We start from the raw sequence: 15,957 nt of genomic DNA, 5'->3' as shown, positions 1-15,957 counted from the left end.
CCAGGAAAAACGCGCGTTGAAGGAGAAAAGAATGACCCCATATTGGGTCGGCACGAGCTGGAAGATGAACAAGACGCTTGCCGAGGCGCTGCAGTTCGCCGATGCGTTGGCGGCCTTCGTGCCTGACTTCGATCAGGCGATACAGCCTTTCGTCATTCCGCCGTTCACCGCCGCGCGCCAGGTCAAAGCGGCGCTGGCCAACACCCGCGTGAAAGTCGGCGCCCAGAACATGCATTGGGCCGACGCCGGTGCCTGGACGGGAGAGATCTCGCCAGTGATGCTGAAAGACTGTGGGCTGGATGTGATCGAACTCGGCCATAGCGAGCGTCGCGAGCATTTCGGCGAAACGGACGCGACTGTGGGACTGAAAACGGCGGCCGCTGTCAGGCACGGGTTCGTGCCGCTGATTTGCGTCGGCGAGACGCTGGCTGAGCGTGAATCAGGCCGCGCCGAGGCGGTGTTGACGGCACAGGTTCTCGGCGCGCTGCAAGAGCTGAGCGGCGATCAACTGAAGGCTGAAATCCTCTTTGCCTACGAGCCCGTCTGGGCGATCGGCGAGAAGGGCATTCCCGCCAGCGCCGACTATGCCGACAGGCAGCAGGCGCTGATCAAGCAGGTTGCCGCCGACCGGCTGCCGGCTGCCCCGCCTGTGCTTTACGGCGGCAGCGTCAATCCCGGCAACGCGGCCGAACTCATCGGCCAGCCGCATATCGATGGCCTGTTCATCGGCCGCTCGGCGTGGCAAGCGGAAGGCTATATCGACATTCTGAAAAAGGCGTCGGCCGCCATCGCGCGCTGACCGCTAAAAGACCAAGCAAAGGAGCTCATCATCATGAAGATCGCACTCGGAGCCGACAGCGCCGGCAAGCCGTTGCTCGACGTCATCGCCAAGCATCTCGCCACCAAGCCGGAACTGCAGGTCGTCGACCTAAGCCAGGCCGGATTCTACGCCGATATCGCCGCCTCGGTCGGCCACGAAATTCTCGACGGCAATTACGACCGGGCCATCCTGTTTTGCGGCACCGGCATCGGCGTCAGCATCTCCGCCAACAAGGTCCCGGGCATTCGCGCCGCATTGACCCACGACACCTATTCCGCTGAGCGCGCCGCCAAGTCCAATAACGCCCAGATCATCACCATGGGCGCCCGCGTCATCGGTCCCGAACTGGCGAAATCGATCGCCGACGCATGGTTGGCCTCGGAGTTCGATCCGAATGGCCCCTCCGCCACAAACGTGCAGGCCATCGACAAGCTCGACGCCAAGCGCTGAGGCGCGGAAGGCCCGTTACTGATCAGGTGGTCAAGGCGACCCGCATCGCCTCGATCACGGTCACGGCGGAGGCGGCGCCCGGGTCCATGTGGCCAAGCGAGCGTTCGCCGAGGCGCGATGCCCGGCCCTTGGTGGCGACCATCGACTTGGTCGCCTCCGCGCCGGCGTTTGCCGCTTGTGCAGCAGCTTCGAGACTGCCCGCCAGATCCTTGCCGGAGGTCAGCGCTTCGCCCGCCGCCTGCGCAGCCGGCGCCCATGCATCGATCATCGTCTTTTCGCCTGGCTCGGCCTTGCCGCGATCCTGAATGCCTTTGGCCATCGCCTGGAACAGAGTGACCACGTCCGCGTCGTCGAGCGTCGTCTTGCCCTTGACGGCTGCCGCGGCGCGCATGAACGCGGTCGCATAGAGCGGACCGGAGGAGGCGCCAACCGCATTCAGGAACGACTTTGCCGCCGTGTTCAGCAAGGTGGTCGGATCAGTGGCCTCGGTGTCCAGTGCGGCGACTGCATCGCGTGCCGCGGAAAATCCAAGCTCCATCGCGATGCCGTGGTCGGCGTCGCCGATAACTCCGTCAAGCGCGCATAGTCGGTCCCTGTCGGCCGACATGGCGGTTGCGATCGCCGCGAACATCGCGACAAGGCGGGCGGTGTCGATTGTCGTCATGTCTTAGTCCTTGCCACAGAAGTGGGTTTAGCCGGCGCGAAACATGGCGCAGTCGCAGGGGTGGTCCAGCATCGTCTGCAACTCGCCGTCCAGCCGATGCAGAGTGATCGAGGCCCCGGCCATTTCGAGCGAGGTGCAGTAATTGCCGACCCAGCTTGCGTGTATGGACACACCGATCTCATCGAGCCTCTGCTTCACGCGCCGGTTCATGATGTAGAGTTCCATCAGCGGCGTCGAGCCCAGCGAATTGACGAGCACCGCGACCTTGTCGCCGCGCGCCGGCGCCATCTCGTCGAGAATCCTGTCCAGCATCTCGTCGGTGATCTCGTCGGCTGTTTTCAACTTTTCGCGCGCGATGCCGGGCTCGCCGTGGATGCCCATGCCGATCTCCATCTCGTCCGGGCCGATCTCGAAATTCGGCCGGCGGGTCTGCGGCAGCGAACAGGGCGACAGCGCCACGCCCATGGTGAAGGTATGGTCGTTGGCCTTGCCGGCGACGCGCTCGCATTCGTCGAAGGACAACATCCGGTCGCAGGCGGCGCCGGCCGCCTTGAAGATGAAGAAATTGCCGGCGACGCCGCGCCTCTTGTGCCGCTGGTCGCGCGGTGCCGAGGCGACGTCGTCGGTGCTCAGCACCGTGCGCACCTCGATGTCGTCCATGGCGGCCATCTCGGCCGCCATGTCGAAATTCATCACGTCGCCGGCATAATTGCCGTACATGAAGAGCACGCCGGCGCCGCCGCTGACTGCCTTGGCGCATTCGAGGATCGGGTCCGGCGGCGGCGAGGCAAAGACATTGCCGATGGCCGCAGCGTCAGCCAATCCCTTGCCGACAAAGCCGAGAAAGCTCGGCTCGTGGCCCGAACCGCCGCCAATCACGAGGCCCACCTTGCCCTGGCGCGGTCCGTCGCGGGCGATGATGGAGCGTGGACTGCCGTCCACGCTTTTGAGATGGCGGGGATGCGCTGCCAGGATGCCTTCCAGCATCTCGTCAACGGCGCGGTTGCCATCGTTGATGATCTTCTTGGTCTGCACCCGACGTCCTCCCGATTTCGGCATTTTCGCAGATAGTACCGGGTGTTACCGGGATTTCCACCCGGCAAGGCGCATTTCGCGTGTTGAAGTGCTCTCGCACAGCGGCTCCTGAAATCCAGGTGTCGGCTGGTTCAAGTGCCGAGGCCGTCGCGGATGGCTGAGAAATAGCGATCGGTTCCGACCTGGCCGCCCTTGAGCGCGACCTCCAAGCCGTCGATCGCCTTGACGCGCGAGTGGGCAACGCAGAGCGGCGAGCCAGGCGAAGCGGGCAGCGGCATGCGAATTGTCAGGGCATCGACACCCATCTCGCCGAGTGCGTGGCTCGACGTGTCGCCGCCGGCAATGACCACGCGCCGCAAATTCTGTTCGATCGTCAGGCTGCGAAGGATTTCTCCAAGGCCGCGGCCAAGCCTGTGGCGGGCGCCTTCCTGCCGGTCGATTTCGGCGCCCCTGTCGGCATCGGGGCCAAGCGCGGTGTAGAGGATGACGCTGCGCCCGGCTTGCAGACTGGCACGGCCGCTTGCCGTTGCGCGCGCGATCGCCTGCTGCGAAGACTCCGAAACCAGCTCGACGGGATCGACCTCGATGCCGTCGAAACCGTCGGTCAGGGCATGCCGGATCTGCCGCTCGGTGGTCGGCGAACAACTGCCCGACACGACGGCTATCCGCTCGGCTGCGCCCGGCGGCGTAAAACCTTGTCCAGCGCCGACAATGTCATTCGACGCCCATTCGGCCAGCAATGCATACTCGACCCCGGACGAGCCGACGACAAAAGAACCGCCTGGCTTGCGAACGCGCCAGATCTCCTTGCCGGCCAGAGCCTGCGTTTCCAGATTGTCGACATCGAGAAGCACGATGGGGGTGCCGTTTCCGGTCAGGCGATCGAACGCGGCCGATCGCGACGCGGACTGCAGCGTTGCAAGGTCGATCAGCCCGGAGCTCAGCGCCGTCTGCCGCGACAGATGGATCAGGAGATCGGCCTCATCCATCGGCGTCGTCGGATGGCGGCTCATCACAGGGTGGCGATCGATGCGGAAATATTGGTCGCGATAGGCGGCGAATAGATGGCCGAAGGCGGTGTAGCGCTTGAGCTGCGGCGCGCCGACCAGCAGCGGCACACTATCCTGCGCGAACACCGAGCGGCCGACCTCGATGGCCCGGCCGATGCTGCCGACCGTTGGGCTGGAATCGAAGGTCGAGCAAACCTTGTAGTGGCAGATCGCGGCGTTGAGTGTCTTCAGCCAGGCAAAGGCATCGCGCAGATGCATGTCCATCCACTGCGGCGTCTCGCTGCGGCTGGTGCCGGCGAGGCCGATCGCCCGGCAATGGGCAAACCGCGAAAGCAAGGCATCGTCCGGCTGGCGCATGAACAGCACGGTCGGCACGCCGCCGAGCTCAAGCGCCTCCATGACATCGGTCGAGCCGGTCAGGTCGTCGCCATAATAGCTGAGAAGCAGGTTCTGCATGGCTTCAGGCTGCCTTGCCGTCGCCGAATTTTTCGATCGACCGCGCCAGTTCAGGGTGGTTCAGGGCGAAGTCGGCAAGCGGAATGCCGTCGACCGCCGCCTGCCAGGCTTGCTGCACGGCACGCACGCCGGCGCCCGGCCCGTCCGGATGGCTGACGATGCCACCGCCGCAGAGATAGAGAAGATCGACGGTCCGGCCGGTCCGCGCATATGTCTCGGGCGCCTGCCCGCCCCACTGGCCGGAGCCGGCGACCGGCAAGGCGCAGTCCTCAGGTGAGAAGATCGGCGTCGTCACCGCCTTGAACGACTCGACGAAGGAGTCATCCGGCTCCCAATATTTCGAGGCGATGCCGTTGATCTGGAATTGGTCGACGCCGAGCAGTCGCCAGAATTGCTGCCAGACCTTGAAGCCCATACCTAGCCCGGGGTGCCGGGTGAGGATGTCCCAGCCGTTGCGGTGAGCATGCAGCACCAGACTGGAGCGCTTCCTCAGGAACGCCATGCCACTGAGCCCGATCGAATTGATGTTGACAACAGCGCAATTGCCGCCGGCCTTCGCCACCAGATCGTGGTTGCGCATCATCTCATCCGGGTCGGCATGCGAAATGCCGAAGGCATACATCACTTTCTTGCCGGTCTTCTGCTTATGGTCGAGGATCAGCGGCATGATTGCCTTCACCCGCTCCGACAGCGGCGAATAGGCCGGGCTCATCAGCTTCTCGTCATCCTTGATGAAATCGACGCCGGCGGCGATCAGTTCCGCCACCATTGCCGCCGTCTCGTGCGGCCGCAGCCCGAGCGCCGGCTTGACGATGGTGCCGATGATCGGGCGGTCCGTCACACCGGTCAGTCGGCGGCTGCCGGCGACACCGAACTGTGGGCCGGGATGCGCGCCGCGAAAATCCTCCGGCAGCTTCATGTCGACGACGCGGATCCCGGTGAGGCCCTTGATCGAATAGGTGCCGCCGATGGCGATGGTCATCAGCGCCGAAAGGTCGGTGCCGATGGCATCGAACGGAAAGGCGATGTCGACATCGGCGCGTTTGAACGGCCCGCTGCCGTCATCGGGAAGTGACGGCCGCTCGGCATCGGGCAGAGGCCGGATCGCCAGCACGCGCGCCGCCACCCGGGCCTTCAGCTCTTCGGTCTCGCCGGGCAGCGCGACGAAGGTGCCGGTCGACTGGTCGCTGGCGATCTTGGCGGCCAACGCTTCGATGCTTCCAGGCGTTTCGATGCGATAGGTGAGGGTGATCATGGTCTGCTGTCTTAAGCCGAGGCGTTCGAAAAAGGTTCACCGGTGTTCTAAATCTGGTATAATGAGTACATAAGTATTGCAAGGCATATCCGGCTAGAAGTTTTAGGCAGATCGACAGGCGGCAATTTCCGGGAAATGTGGCGGCAGTGTTAGATAGGGCCGGCTCAAGGGAGTGATTCGCGACGATGAACCGTTCGGAACCGATTGTCCGGCGCAAGCTTTCCGACGAGGTCTTCTTGCGGCTGAAGCGCCTGATCACCAGCGGCGAATTGATGCCGGGTGACGACATGCCGTCGGAGCGCGAACTGATGGAGCGCTTCGAGGTCGGCAGGCCGGCGATTCGCGAGGCGATGCAGGCGCTGAGCAATATGGGCCTGGTCGCGATCTCGCATGGCGAGCGCGCCAAGGTGCTGCAGCTCACGGCAAAGTCGATCATCAAGCAGGTCGATGGCGCCGCCAAGATCATCCTGTCGTCATCGAAGGACACGCTTGAGCACCTGAAGACCGCGCGCATCTTCTTCGAGCGCGGCATGGTCAGGGAAGCCGCCGAAAAGGCCACCGCCGAGGATGTGCAGCGCCTCAGGGCCACCGTTGCCGAACAGCGCGGCTTCCGTGGCGATTCCGAAGCCTTCATCTCCGCCGACATGAAATTCCATACCCAGATCGCCGCGATCTCAGGCAATCCGATCTATGTCGCCGTTAGTGAGGCGATGCTCGGCTGGCTGAAGGAATACCACACCGAAATGCTGATCTGGACCGGCAAGGAAAAGTTCACGCTGACCGAGCACGAAGAGATCATCGGCCGCATCGAGAAAAAGGATGCGGATGGCGCCGAGAAGGCGATGATCAAGCATCTCGAACGCTCGCGCGCGCTCTATGTGATGAATTCCGAAAAGTAACTTCAGCCGAGCCGGGTGATCGCGTAAGGCGTCATCACGAGATGGCCGCGGCCAAAAGCCGAAATGTCGACCGGCACTTCGTCCGCCGTCAGGTTCGCCAGCCACGCGATTGTCTTGCCCGAGGCGGAGCGCCCGGCCAGCGCCAGCACCTTGGTCTCATCGCTCGTCCTTGCCGACACATGCGCAAGGCCGGCCAGTTCGCAAAGCCCCTTGATGGCCCTGAAGAGCGGCCGGGGTGTTCCTTCCGCGACGGGTTCTCCAAATGACGCCAGCACGCCGAACGGTCCGGTGAAGCTGGAGAGCGTGAGCTGTTCCAGCCCAGCGGGCGCGATGCGCGCGGCATAGCCGATCGTCCATGCCGTCGCGAACTGGCCGGCATGGCGCGGGTCTCGGTCGGCCATGGCGATGCGCTGTCCCCCGGGATTGGGCTTGGTCGCGCCGCCATAGGGGTTCTGCCGCATGGCAATCGTCGATGGTCCGATCCGATAGGGTTTCGCCCCGAAGATCGCCCGCGCCGATTGGGTGATGAAAGGCAGCGCCTCCAGCGATTGCATGATGCTGAGATCGTCGGCGGCGTGAACGATCGGGCAAGTACAATGGGTGACGAAATCGAGCTGGTCCTCCGGCACGCGCTTGCGGTTGAGTTCGGTGAAATAGCTGAACATGCCGCCGCCGAGCCGGATGTCCGGAAAGGCGCGCCGCGCGGCCGCGTAAACGTTCTCGAGCGGCGGACAGTCCGGCCACGTGCTGCCCGGCGGTGTCGACTGCCGGTCGACCGAAGGCGACACGGCAATGGCCGAGAGTTTTAGCCCGGCCTCGCGCACCAGGCCGGCGACACCTGACATCTCGGCGTCGAGATCGCCAGCGCAGGCAACGACGCATTCGAGGGTCGTTTCGGCTGCGTAGGCAGTTGCCAGTCGGGCGAAAGCGCGCAAGGCGTCGAGCCCGTGGCCACGCGTCGGATCGTAGTGAAACAGCAGCTGTTGTGGGCCGAGTGCCGCCAGCGTGGAGAGGTTCGCCAGCGCCGTCTCGACATCCTCGGGATAGATGACCACGCCGACATCGGGCAGCCTTGGCCCGACCTCGCCGAGTCCAACGCGGACCGGTTCGCTGGTCACGGTGGCAGCCGGTGCTTTGCCTTCACCTGCGATGCGCAGGCTGATCGTCTGGCGCAGGGTTTGGCCGGCAGGCAGCACATACGGCCATGGCAGCGCCAGCGGCCGCACATAGGTCTTGTAGGATGCGTCAGACCAGTTGCGCTGGTCCTCCATTTCGAAAGTATCGCCTTCCATCCGGCATTCGGCGGTGACGCCAGGCCGAACCTGATGGGTGATGGCGCGGATATCCTTGAAAGGCTGCCAGGGGTCTATCAGTTCGGGAAGCTTTGTCGCCTCCACGCTGCCGTCCGTATGCTCGACCTTGACCGGGCTGCCGGCGAGGTCGGCGATAGGATGCAGGATGCAGAAGCCGCAGCGGTTGGTTTCGAAATCGCTTTCGGGAAGGGCGCTGACCTCGAAGGCCAGATGGCTATCGGCAGAGCCTTTGATGGTGGCGCGGAAGCCGAGCCGGCTTCCATCGGGGGCCAGGCAGCTTGCCGAATAGCTGACCGAAAAAGCGTCGGCCGCCTGGTTGATGATCAGGTCCGTCAAATTTGGCTCATAGGTGCCCCAGTCGCGGTCACGCACGATATAGGCGATGGCGCGCAGCACCTCGGTGCCGCCATGCCGGATGGTGCGCAGATTGCCGTTGACGAAGTCGGCGCTGAGCGCGCCTGCGCGTAGCCTGATTGGTTCGGCCTCGACGGCATGCGTTCCGTAGAGCAGGAATGCGTCGGCGGTCATTTAAGCAAGGCGTCGAGCTGCACCGGTTGCCGGCTCGCGGCACCGGTGTAAGCCGCCTCGACCAGTGCGAACGTCTTGAGATTGTCGGCGCCCGAGGTCGCCGGTTCGATTCCCTTCGCCAGGCAGTCTACCCAATGCTGCTGGATGGCGACGACGCTTTCCTGAATGTTATGCCAGGGCCGCGACGCCCATGGCAGCAGCGGCGGCGAGACGTCGGTGACGACCGTGCCGTTCTTGCCGGTGACGGTGAGCCGGTATCCCTGCGCCAGCCGGATCGTTCCGTCGCTGCCGTCGATCTCGATCAGCGTCTCGGGAAACGGCTCGGTGGCAAGCTTCGTCGCATAGCTGCAGTCGACCACGGAGGTCGCGCCGCTCTTGTGGTCCAGAAGCATCGTCGCCACATCCTCGCCCGCGATACTAGGATTGACGCGGGCGGTTCGCGACGTGATGGTCGAGACGTCGCCGAGCAGGAAGCGGGCGATATCGAGGATATGGATGCCGAGGTCCTCGATGATGAAGCGCTTTCCCGTCGCTAGATAGGGCTGGCCGGAAAACACGTCATAGCCGGAGCGGAAGGAGATGCGCCCGAAGAAAGACGTGCCGATCTCGCCGCTGTCGAGCACGGCGCGCACCGCCTGGATCGGCGACTGCCAGCGAAAATTCTCATGCACCATCAGCGGCACGCCGGCTTCCGCGCATGCCTTGACCATCGCCTTGGCGTCGGCGAGCGTCGGCGCGAACGGCTTTTGGCAGATCACCGGAACGCGATGAGCGGCCGCCATTTCGACAAGCGGACGATGGCTGGGCGCGGTGGTGGCGATGTCGACGAAGTCCAGGCTTTCGCCGGCAAAAAGTTCCGCCGCATCGGTATAGCGCTTCGCTATGCCGAACTGGTCGCCGACGATCTTGAGCCGTTCCGGGTCACGGTCGCAGATGGCAACGATCGAAGCGCCCGCAATGCCGCGCCAGGCGTGCATCTGGTTGACGGCAAAGAAGCCGCAGCCGATCAGCGCTCCACGCAACTCCGCCATGCTCAACCCGCCTTCGCCATCTGCATCAAGGTGACGCGCTGTTGAAGCCGGCGTTGTGCCTGGTCGACGACAACGGCGACGATGATGACGAGACCCTTGATCACCATTTGCCAGAACGAACTCACACCCATCATCACCAACCCGTCCGAAAGAATGCCGATGACGAAGGCGCCGACGATGGTGCCGCCGATCGTGCCGCGCCCGCCCGACATCGAGGTACCGCCGAGCACCGCCGCCGCAATGGCGTTGAGCTCGAAACTTTCGCCTGTTGCCGGATGCGAGGCCATCAGCTCGGACGAGATGATCAGGCCGACGATCGCGGCGCAGAAACCGGAGAACATATAGACGAACATCTTCACCATGTTGACACGGACGCCAGAAATCCGCGACGCCCGCTCATTGCCGCCCACCGCGAAGATGTGGCGGCCGAGTGGCGTGTATTTGGCGAGATAGGCGGCTCCCAGCGCAACGACGATCAGAATCCAGATCGCCACCGGCAGGCCAAGCAGCCGGCCGGCTCCGAGGAAACCGAAGCCGGTGGTTCCCAGTTCCGGCTTGCCGACGAGGTTGGGAAAGGTGCGGCCATCCGACGACAGCAGCGCCAGGCCGCGCGCGACATAGAGGACGCCAAGCGTGGCGATGAACGGCGCGACGTTCAGCCGGGTGATCAGCAAGCCGTTGACGGCGCCGATCAATATGCCGACGGCAAGCGTGATCAGCGCGATCTCGAAGACGTTGAAATAGATGGTGTAGCCGATTTGCAGGTCGATGCCGTTGAGCACGAGATAGCCGGCCACCATACCGCACAGGCCGACGATCGAGCCGACCGAAAGGTCGATGCCGCCGGTGATGATGACGAAGGTCATGCCCATCGCCAGGAACGCGTTCAGCGCCACGTGCTTCGACATCAGGATCAGATTGGCGGTCGACAGGAAATTCGGCGCCGCGATCGAGAAGAAGATCAGCACGGCGATAAGCGCGATGAAGGTCCTGAGCTTCATCAGCGTCAACAGCACGGAGCCGCTGGAAGCGGAATGAGCGGCCGCCTTGGCTGGGATGTCAGTCATGGGCGGTGCTCTCCGTGCGTGAGGCCGGTCCGTGGCCAAGCGCGGATGCAGCCACGAGTGCCGCCTCCGTCGCTTCGGCGCGATCGAACATGCCGGTCAGTTTTCCGTTGCTCATCACCGCGATGCGGTCGGACAGCGCCATCACCTCATCGAGGTCGGAGGTGGCGAACAAAATCCCCAAACCGTCGCGGGACAGTTTGCGCATGGTGCGGAAGACGTCGGCCTTGGCGCCGACATCGATGCCTCGGCTGGGCTCGTCCATCAGCAGCACCTTGGGTTCGGTGAGCAGCGCCTTGCCGATCACCACTTTCTGCTGGTTGCCGCCCGACAGCGACGACACCTCCTGCGCAGGATCGGCGACCTTGATCGCCAGCTCCCGCACCATCTGCGTCACCGCCTGCCTTTCGCCGGCGCCACGGATATGGAACAGGCGGGCAAAGCGCGATAGGCTGGCCAGCGTCAAATTGCTGGCGACCGAGAGGATCGAGACCAGCCCTTCGCGCTGACGGTCTTCGGGGATCAATGCCAGGCCACGCCGGATGCGCCGCGTCGTATCGCGCTCCTTGACCTTTATACCGCCAATGAAGATCTCACCCGTCGAATGGCCGTGGCGGCCCATGATGCAGTCGAACAGTTCGCTGCGACCGGCGCCCATCAGGCCGTAGATGCCGAGGATCTCGCCGGCACGCAGCGACAACGAGACATGGTCGACGGCAAGTCCGCCGGTGGCGCGGGGCAGGCAGATCTCCTCGGCACGAAAAATCTCTTCTCCCGGAAGATGGCCGTCGGCCTTGGCGAAGTCCTTGGCATCGGAGCCGATCATCTGGCGAACGATCCACTGCGTGTCGACGTTCTTCATCTCCTCATGGCCGGTGATGCGGCCGTCCCGCAGCACGGTGATGTAGTCGCCGATGCGGATCAGCTCTTCCAGCCGGTGCGAGATGTAGACGATGGCGACGCCGCGCGCCTTGAGGTCGGCGATCACCTTGAACAGGATTTCGACCTCCGCCGCGCTCAGCGCCGAGGTCGGCTCATCCATGATCAGGATGCGCGCGTCGAGCGAGACCGCCTTGGCGATCTCGACCAGCTGCTGCTGACCGATGCGCAGATCCTCGACCAGCATATCGGGCCGGATGCCGGCTTGCAGGCGTTCCAGAAATTCCGCAGCGCGGTTTTCCTGTTGCTCGCGGTCGATCTTGCCGAAGCGGTTGGTGATCTCCCGGGTGGCGAAAATATTCTCGGCGACGCTCATGTTGCCGAACAGGTTCAACTCCTGGAACACCATGCCGATGCCACGGTTCACCGCATCGCCGGATGACGAGAAGGAAACCTCTTCGCCTTCCAGCAGGATGCGGCCGGCGGTCGGCCGTTCCACACCGGCGATGATCTTCATCAGCGTCGACTTGCCGGCGCCGTTTTCACCGACCAGCACGTTGACCGCGCCCTTGCGCACCTCGAAATTGGCGCGCTTGACCGCAACGGTGCCGGAATAGACCTTGGAGACGTCCTCGAGCTTCAGGATGATTTCGCGCTCTGCTGTCGCGCTCATGGCTTCGGCCCGATCTCTGCCTCCGCCGGCGTCACCAGCGGCAGGTCCTGGCCGTTGCCCAGCGTATAGGCACCCAGCACTTTGGCACTGCGGCCTTCCAGCGCCTCGCGCGGCAGCTTGGACAGCACCGTCTTGTCGGTGTAGCTGTTGAACGCCTTGCCGAACTGGGCGAAGTCGATCTGGTTGGTGAAGTCGTTGAACTGGATGAAGTCCAGGCTGTCGCGCAGCGCGGTGCCGCGCACCGCCGGTCCGATCTGCACCCGTGCATCGGCCTTGCCGTCGCCGTCGACATCGACGTCGACGGTTGCCGCCCGCGACTGCGTGTTGGCCGCGACGATCTTGCCTTCCAGGCGAACCGCGAAAGTCCAAGGCGAATTCGCCTGCTTGTTCGGATTGCCGTATTTGGCGCCGGCAGCCGATGGATCGGTTGTCGCCAGGGTGTGAACCTGCGCAAACGGTCCGGCTTTCTGCTGGAGATAGGGCACGACCTTTGCCGCCCATGTCTCTTCGACCATCTTGTCTGGATTGAAGGCGGGAGCGTTGTCTCCGGCTTCCGATTTCGTAGGCAGGATCTTGCAGGCGGTCAGGCTGATGCCGACCATCACGGTAAGGATCGGCCAGTTCGGCTTGGTGTTCAGCATGGCGGCCTGTCGTTCAGCATCGTGGGCGACCCACGGAAAATGGCGGCGAGGGGCGAAAACCGATTTTCGCCCCTCGCTATTGAAATCACGCTGGCTCAGTTCGTCAGCGCGAAGGTCTCCAGCTTGGCGGCATTGTCGCCATTGATCAGAACGCAGTCCATCAACTGCTTTTCCTTGGCCGGCGACTTCTTGTTCTTGATGAAGTCGTTGGCCTGCTCGACCGCCATCTGCGCCTGCGCGAAGGCCGGCTGCAGCACGGTTGCCTTGATACCGCCCGACGTGATGGAGTCCCGTACGTCGTTCGATCCGTCGAAGCCGACGACGATGACGTCCTTGCGGTTCGCCGCGGCAAGTGCCGCATAGGCGCCCATCGCCATCGTGTCGTTGCCGGAGATCACACCCTTGATGTCGGGGTTGGCCTGAAGGATCGATTCCATCTTGGAATAGGCTTCCGTCTGGCTCCAGTTGGCCGACTGCTGGGCGACCATCTTCAGGTCCGGATAGTCGTCGATTACGTCGTGATAACCCTTGGAGCGAATGCCTGCATTGGTGTCGGATTCCTTGCCGACCAGTTCGACGAAATTGCCCTTCTCGCCCATCAGCTTGACGAACTCCTGCGCGCCGAGCTGGGCACCCTGGTAGTTGTTGGACACGATCTGCGCCACGGCGACGCCGGTGGCGTTGATCTCGCGGTCGATCAGGAAGGACGGAATGCCTGCGTCCTTGGCCTTCTGCACGGCGGCGACGGTGGCGTCGGCGCCTGCATTGTCGAGGATGATCGCCTTGGCGCCACGGCCGATCGCGGTGTCGATCAGCTCGGACTGCTTGTTGGCGTCGTCGTCATGGACCAGCACCAGCGCTTCGTAGCCGAGTTCCTTGGCTTTGGCTTCGGCGCCGACGGCTTCCGCCTTGAAGAACGGATTGTCGTGCGAGGGCGTGATAATGGCGATGAGATCCGCCGCGTAGGCGGGCACTGCCGTGCCAAGCGCCAGCATGCCGGCGAAAGCCGCAAGCGTCATTCTGCGTGTGAGTTTCATGAAGTCCTCCCGTTTGAAAAAATTGCCTTGATCGGCCAATGGCTTTGTCTGCATCCGAATTCGTCAGGCAGCGCGGGCCGCGGATCGCTTGGGTCAAAAAACCGTTGCCGGCTTACCCAAGACGGATCGTTGCTCCCCAGCCCTCCTCCACTCGCCCAGGCATCCTGCTCCCTGCGAAACCTTGTCGATCCGAGCCATGAACAGCTAAGCCAACTGGTATGATGAGTCAACCACAAATTCAGGTGACATGTACCTGATGAGCTACCAAAACCGAGGGTCGGCAATGACATGCCGGGCCCTCGAGGTGCTGCGTCAAGCACCTGTCTTCTCTCAGGTGATCCGCTGAATGCTGGCGGCGATCTCTTCCGGTTCGAACACCCGCTTCCAGTCGTCACGCATCAGCACCGGCTTGCCGAACTCGATCGCCTTGTTGCAGGCGTCCGAGAAAACGCCCTTGGTCTCGCCGAAAATGACGGCGCCGAGCACGTTCATATGGCCGAGCAGGAAGTCGAGTGCCGCCTGCTGGTCGACGCCGCGCGCCACGACCTCGTCGACGGCTTCTTTCATGACCACCAGCAACGAGGCGCACACCGTCTCCGAAAGGCCAGGCTCGAGCAGCGCCATCTGTTCGACGCTGACGCGGTGCGAACGCATCACCGGCGCCCATATGATCTTCGCGATCGCCTCGCCCTTGGCGTAGTCCTCTTCCGGCCCCTGCATCAGGGCGCTGACCATATGCTGCTTGGCCTTCACGCCGCCGAAATAATCCTTCTTCGCGGCCATGTCCGTCTCGTCATTGAAGATCGGCGGATGGCAGGGGTGGGTGACGAAATAGGTGAGGTCCGGCCGCTTCGGCAGATGGCCGGCAAAGGGTGCTGCCGCGTCGAGCACCACCACCATCGTGCCTGATACCAGCTTGCTCTCGATGCTGGCCGCTACCTTGCCGATATGCGTGTCTGGGACGGCCAGGATCACCACATCGGCGTCCTTGAGCGCCTCGTCGGCACTGACCGTATCGAAACCCAGTCCGGTCTTCAGCCGTTCGCGGCCGGCATCGCTGACTTCGACATGGCGTATCGTGTAGGGCGACCCGCGAAAATTGGTCGACAGGCGGTAGCCCATTTTTCCGCCAGCCCCGAACAGCGCAATCGTTGTCATCTGGTCACTACTCCATCTCAGCCGACGGTATCGCCCGTCGTCTACTTATCAACTGGTATAATCACGCTACCAGATTTTGGCAATCGATAATGACCGTGCGCGCAGGGTCATGCGTTTGCGGCGTAATCGCCTGCCGCCCAGCAAGCTCCAGCACGAAGATGACAATGATGTTTCGCCCACGAACTGCTCCGTGAACAGAACCTTGGATGGCGCGCTCAGGGGATACGATCAGCCCGAAGAAGCCCGCACTGGCCGTTAAATGCGCATTGGCGCTCTGCCATCACCAGGGATGAGCCGGCATGTGATAGGCGGTCGGAGACTGGGTCGGGCGCTACTTCAAAAGATCGACCAGCACGTCGAAAGCGGCGTCGATGTCGGCGCGGACCGCGGCCCTGACGGCTTCCGCGTCCCGGTTTCTCAATGCCGCGAACATCGCCTGATGGTGTTCGTTGGCGGTCGAGTAGTTTCCTGAATCGTGCAGCATGTTGAAGTAGGGGCTGATCTGCAGCCACAGGTTCTCGATGATGTTGAGCATGTTCTCGGAACCGGCTGCCCGATAGATCGAGAAATGAAAGGCGTAGTTGGCGCGCAGGTAGGATTTGACGTCGCCGGCGGCATTGGCCTGTTCGAGCGCATCCAGATGCTGGCGCAACTGCGCCACGGCCTGGTCGCCCATACGCTCCGCAGCCCATGCGGCCGCGATCGCCTCGATCTCGAACCGGACATTCCTGAGGTCGACGAGGCGTGCGCGGCTTAATGCCGGAATGCCGATCGACCGACCTGAAACCACCATCAGCGCGTTGGCGGCCGTCAGGCGCCGCAACGCTTCCCTGACCGGCATCGGGCTGACGCCAAAAGCATCGGCAAGGCTCTGAACCGTGACCATCTCGCCCGGCACGATGCTACCGTCGAGGATCAGTTCGGTGACATGGCGATAGACCCTGTCCTGCAGGGTTTCCCTGGACAGGGGTGCGATCTCGACCCCCGGCTTTCTGAACGCCGATCCAGCCATCTCCCGTCAACCTTCCCGCCCAAGGGCGACGC

The 15,957-nt window shown here is 63.3% G+C and carries 15 protein-coding genes; 3 read left to right on the top strand and 12 right to left on the bottom strand.

Annotated features, from left to right (window positions below; genetic code table 11):
- Positions 1-31 precede the first annotated feature (31 nt).
- Both NKJ11_RS03930 and derI read left to right on the top strand, forming a co-directional pair.
- Positions 32-799: a triose-phosphate isomerase gene (locus tag NKJ11_RS03930; protein WP_023808904.1), complete on the top strand. Its 768-nt coding sequence runs from the start codon at positions 32-34 to the stop codon at positions 797-799.
- A 33-nt stretch (positions 800-832) separates the two neighbouring features.
- Positions 833-1,270, top strand: coding sequence for a D-erythrulose-4-phosphate isomerase (gene derI, locus NKJ11_RS03925; protein WP_013533067.1), 438 nt, complete (start codon positions 833-835; stop codon positions 1,268-1,270).
- A 22-nt stretch (positions 1,271-1,292) separates the two neighbouring features.
- Here the strand turns inward: derI and dhaL are convergent, their stop codons facing one another.
- The 4 genes from dhaL to oiaX all read right to left on the bottom strand — a co-directional run bounded on the left by dhaL (position 1,293) and on the right by oiaX (position 5,690).
- Positions 1,293-1,934: a dihydroxyacetone kinase subunit DhaL gene (gene dhaL / locus NKJ11_RS03920; RefSeq protein WP_023808903.1), complete on the bottom strand. Its 642-nt coding sequence runs from the start codon at positions 1,932-1,934 to the stop codon at positions 1,293-1,295.
- A 27-nt stretch (positions 1,935-1,961) separates the two neighbouring features.
- Positions 1,962-2,969 (bottom strand): dihydroxyacetone kinase subunit DhaK, encoded by a 1,008-nt coding sequence (locus tag NKJ11_RS03915; RefSeq protein ID WP_023808902.1) that lies wholly within the window; start codon positions 2,967-2,969, stop codon positions 1,962-1,964.
- Between the two features lie 131 nt (positions 2,970-3,100).
- A complete protein-coding gene (locus tag NKJ11_RS03910; protein WP_023808901.1) occupies positions 3,101-4,435 on the bottom strand; it encodes a four-carbon acid sugar kinase family protein in 1,335 nt (444 codons plus the stop codon).
- 4 nt (positions 4,436-4,439) lie between these two features.
- Entirely contained in the window at positions 4,440-5,690 is a 1,251-nt protein-coding gene (gene oiaX, locus NKJ11_RS03905; RefSeq protein WP_023808900.1) for a 3-oxo-isoapionate-4-phosphate decarboxylase OiaX, read from the bottom strand.
- Between the two features lie 185 nt (positions 5,691-5,875).
- On the opposite strand from oiaX, the gene NKJ11_RS03900 reads away from it, so the two are divergent.
- Positions 5,876-6,589, top strand: a complete 714-nt coding sequence (locus NKJ11_RS03900; RefSeq protein WP_023808899.1) for a transcriptional regulator NanR — start codon at positions 5,876-5,878, stop codon at positions 6,587-6,589.
- A gap of 2 nt (positions 6,590-6,591) precedes the next feature.
- Here NKJ11_RS03900 and apnL read toward each other — a convergent pair whose 3' ends face one another.
- From apnL to NKJ11_RS03860, 8 genes are all read right to left on the bottom strand, one after another.
- Positions 6,592-8,430, bottom strand: a complete 1,839-nt coding sequence (apnL, locus tag NKJ11_RS03895) for a D-apionate lactonase (protein WP_352792723.1) — start codon at positions 8,428-8,430, stop codon at positions 6,592-6,594.
- Entirely contained in the window at positions 8,427-9,461 is a 1,035-nt protein-coding gene (locus tag NKJ11_RS03890) for a Gfo/Idh/MocA family protein (RefSeq protein ID WP_352792721.1), read from the bottom strand. Before NKJ11_RS03890 ends, apnL begins: the two co-directional genes overlap by 4 nt.
- A 2-nt stretch (positions 9,462-9,463) precedes the next feature.
- On the bottom strand, positions 9,464-10,528 hold the full coding sequence (locus NKJ11_RS03885; RefSeq protein ID WP_023808896.1) for an ABC transporter permease: 1,065 nt from the start codon (positions 10,526-10,528) through the stop codon (positions 9,464-9,466).
- On the bottom strand, positions 10,521-12,077 hold the full coding sequence (locus tag NKJ11_RS03880) for a sugar ABC transporter ATP-binding protein (protein WP_352792720.1): 1,557 nt from the start codon (positions 12,075-12,077) through the stop codon (positions 10,521-10,523). The genes NKJ11_RS03885 and NKJ11_RS03880 overlap by 8 nt, the downstream gene beginning before the upstream one ends.
- Positions 12,074-12,718 (bottom strand): DUF2291 family protein, encoded by a 645-nt coding sequence (locus NKJ11_RS03875; protein ID WP_128302331.1) that lies wholly within the window; start codon positions 12,716-12,718, stop codon positions 12,074-12,076. The genes NKJ11_RS03880 and NKJ11_RS03875 overlap by 4 nt, the downstream gene beginning before the upstream one ends.
- Positions 12,719-12,813: 95 nt before the next feature.
- Positions 12,814-13,755 (bottom strand): D-ribose ABC transporter substrate-binding protein, encoded by a 942-nt coding sequence (locus NKJ11_RS03870; protein WP_023808893.1) that lies wholly within the window; start codon positions 13,753-13,755, stop codon positions 12,814-12,816.
- Positions 13,756-14,085: 330 nt separating this feature from the next.
- Positions 14,086-14,913: a phosphogluconate dehydrogenase C-terminal domain-containing protein gene (locus NKJ11_RS03865; protein ID WP_128302332.1), complete on the bottom strand. Its 828-nt coding sequence runs from the start codon at positions 14,911-14,913 to the stop codon at positions 14,086-14,088.
- Between the two features lie 331 nt (positions 14,914-15,244).
- Positions 15,245-15,925, bottom strand: a complete 681-nt coding sequence (locus tag NKJ11_RS03860) for a GntR family transcriptional regulator (protein ID WP_128302334.1) — start codon at positions 15,923-15,925, stop codon at positions 15,245-15,247.
- Positions 15,926-15,957: the final 32 nt, after the last annotated feature.

The organism is Mesorhizobium sp. M0243 (assembly GCF_040321775.1).
GTDB lineage: Bacteria > Pseudomonadota > Alphaproteobacteria > Rhizobiales > Rhizobiaceae > Mesorhizobium.
Note: the sequence above shows the minus strand (reverse complement) of the source record. Positions and strands in the feature narration are given on the sequence as shown.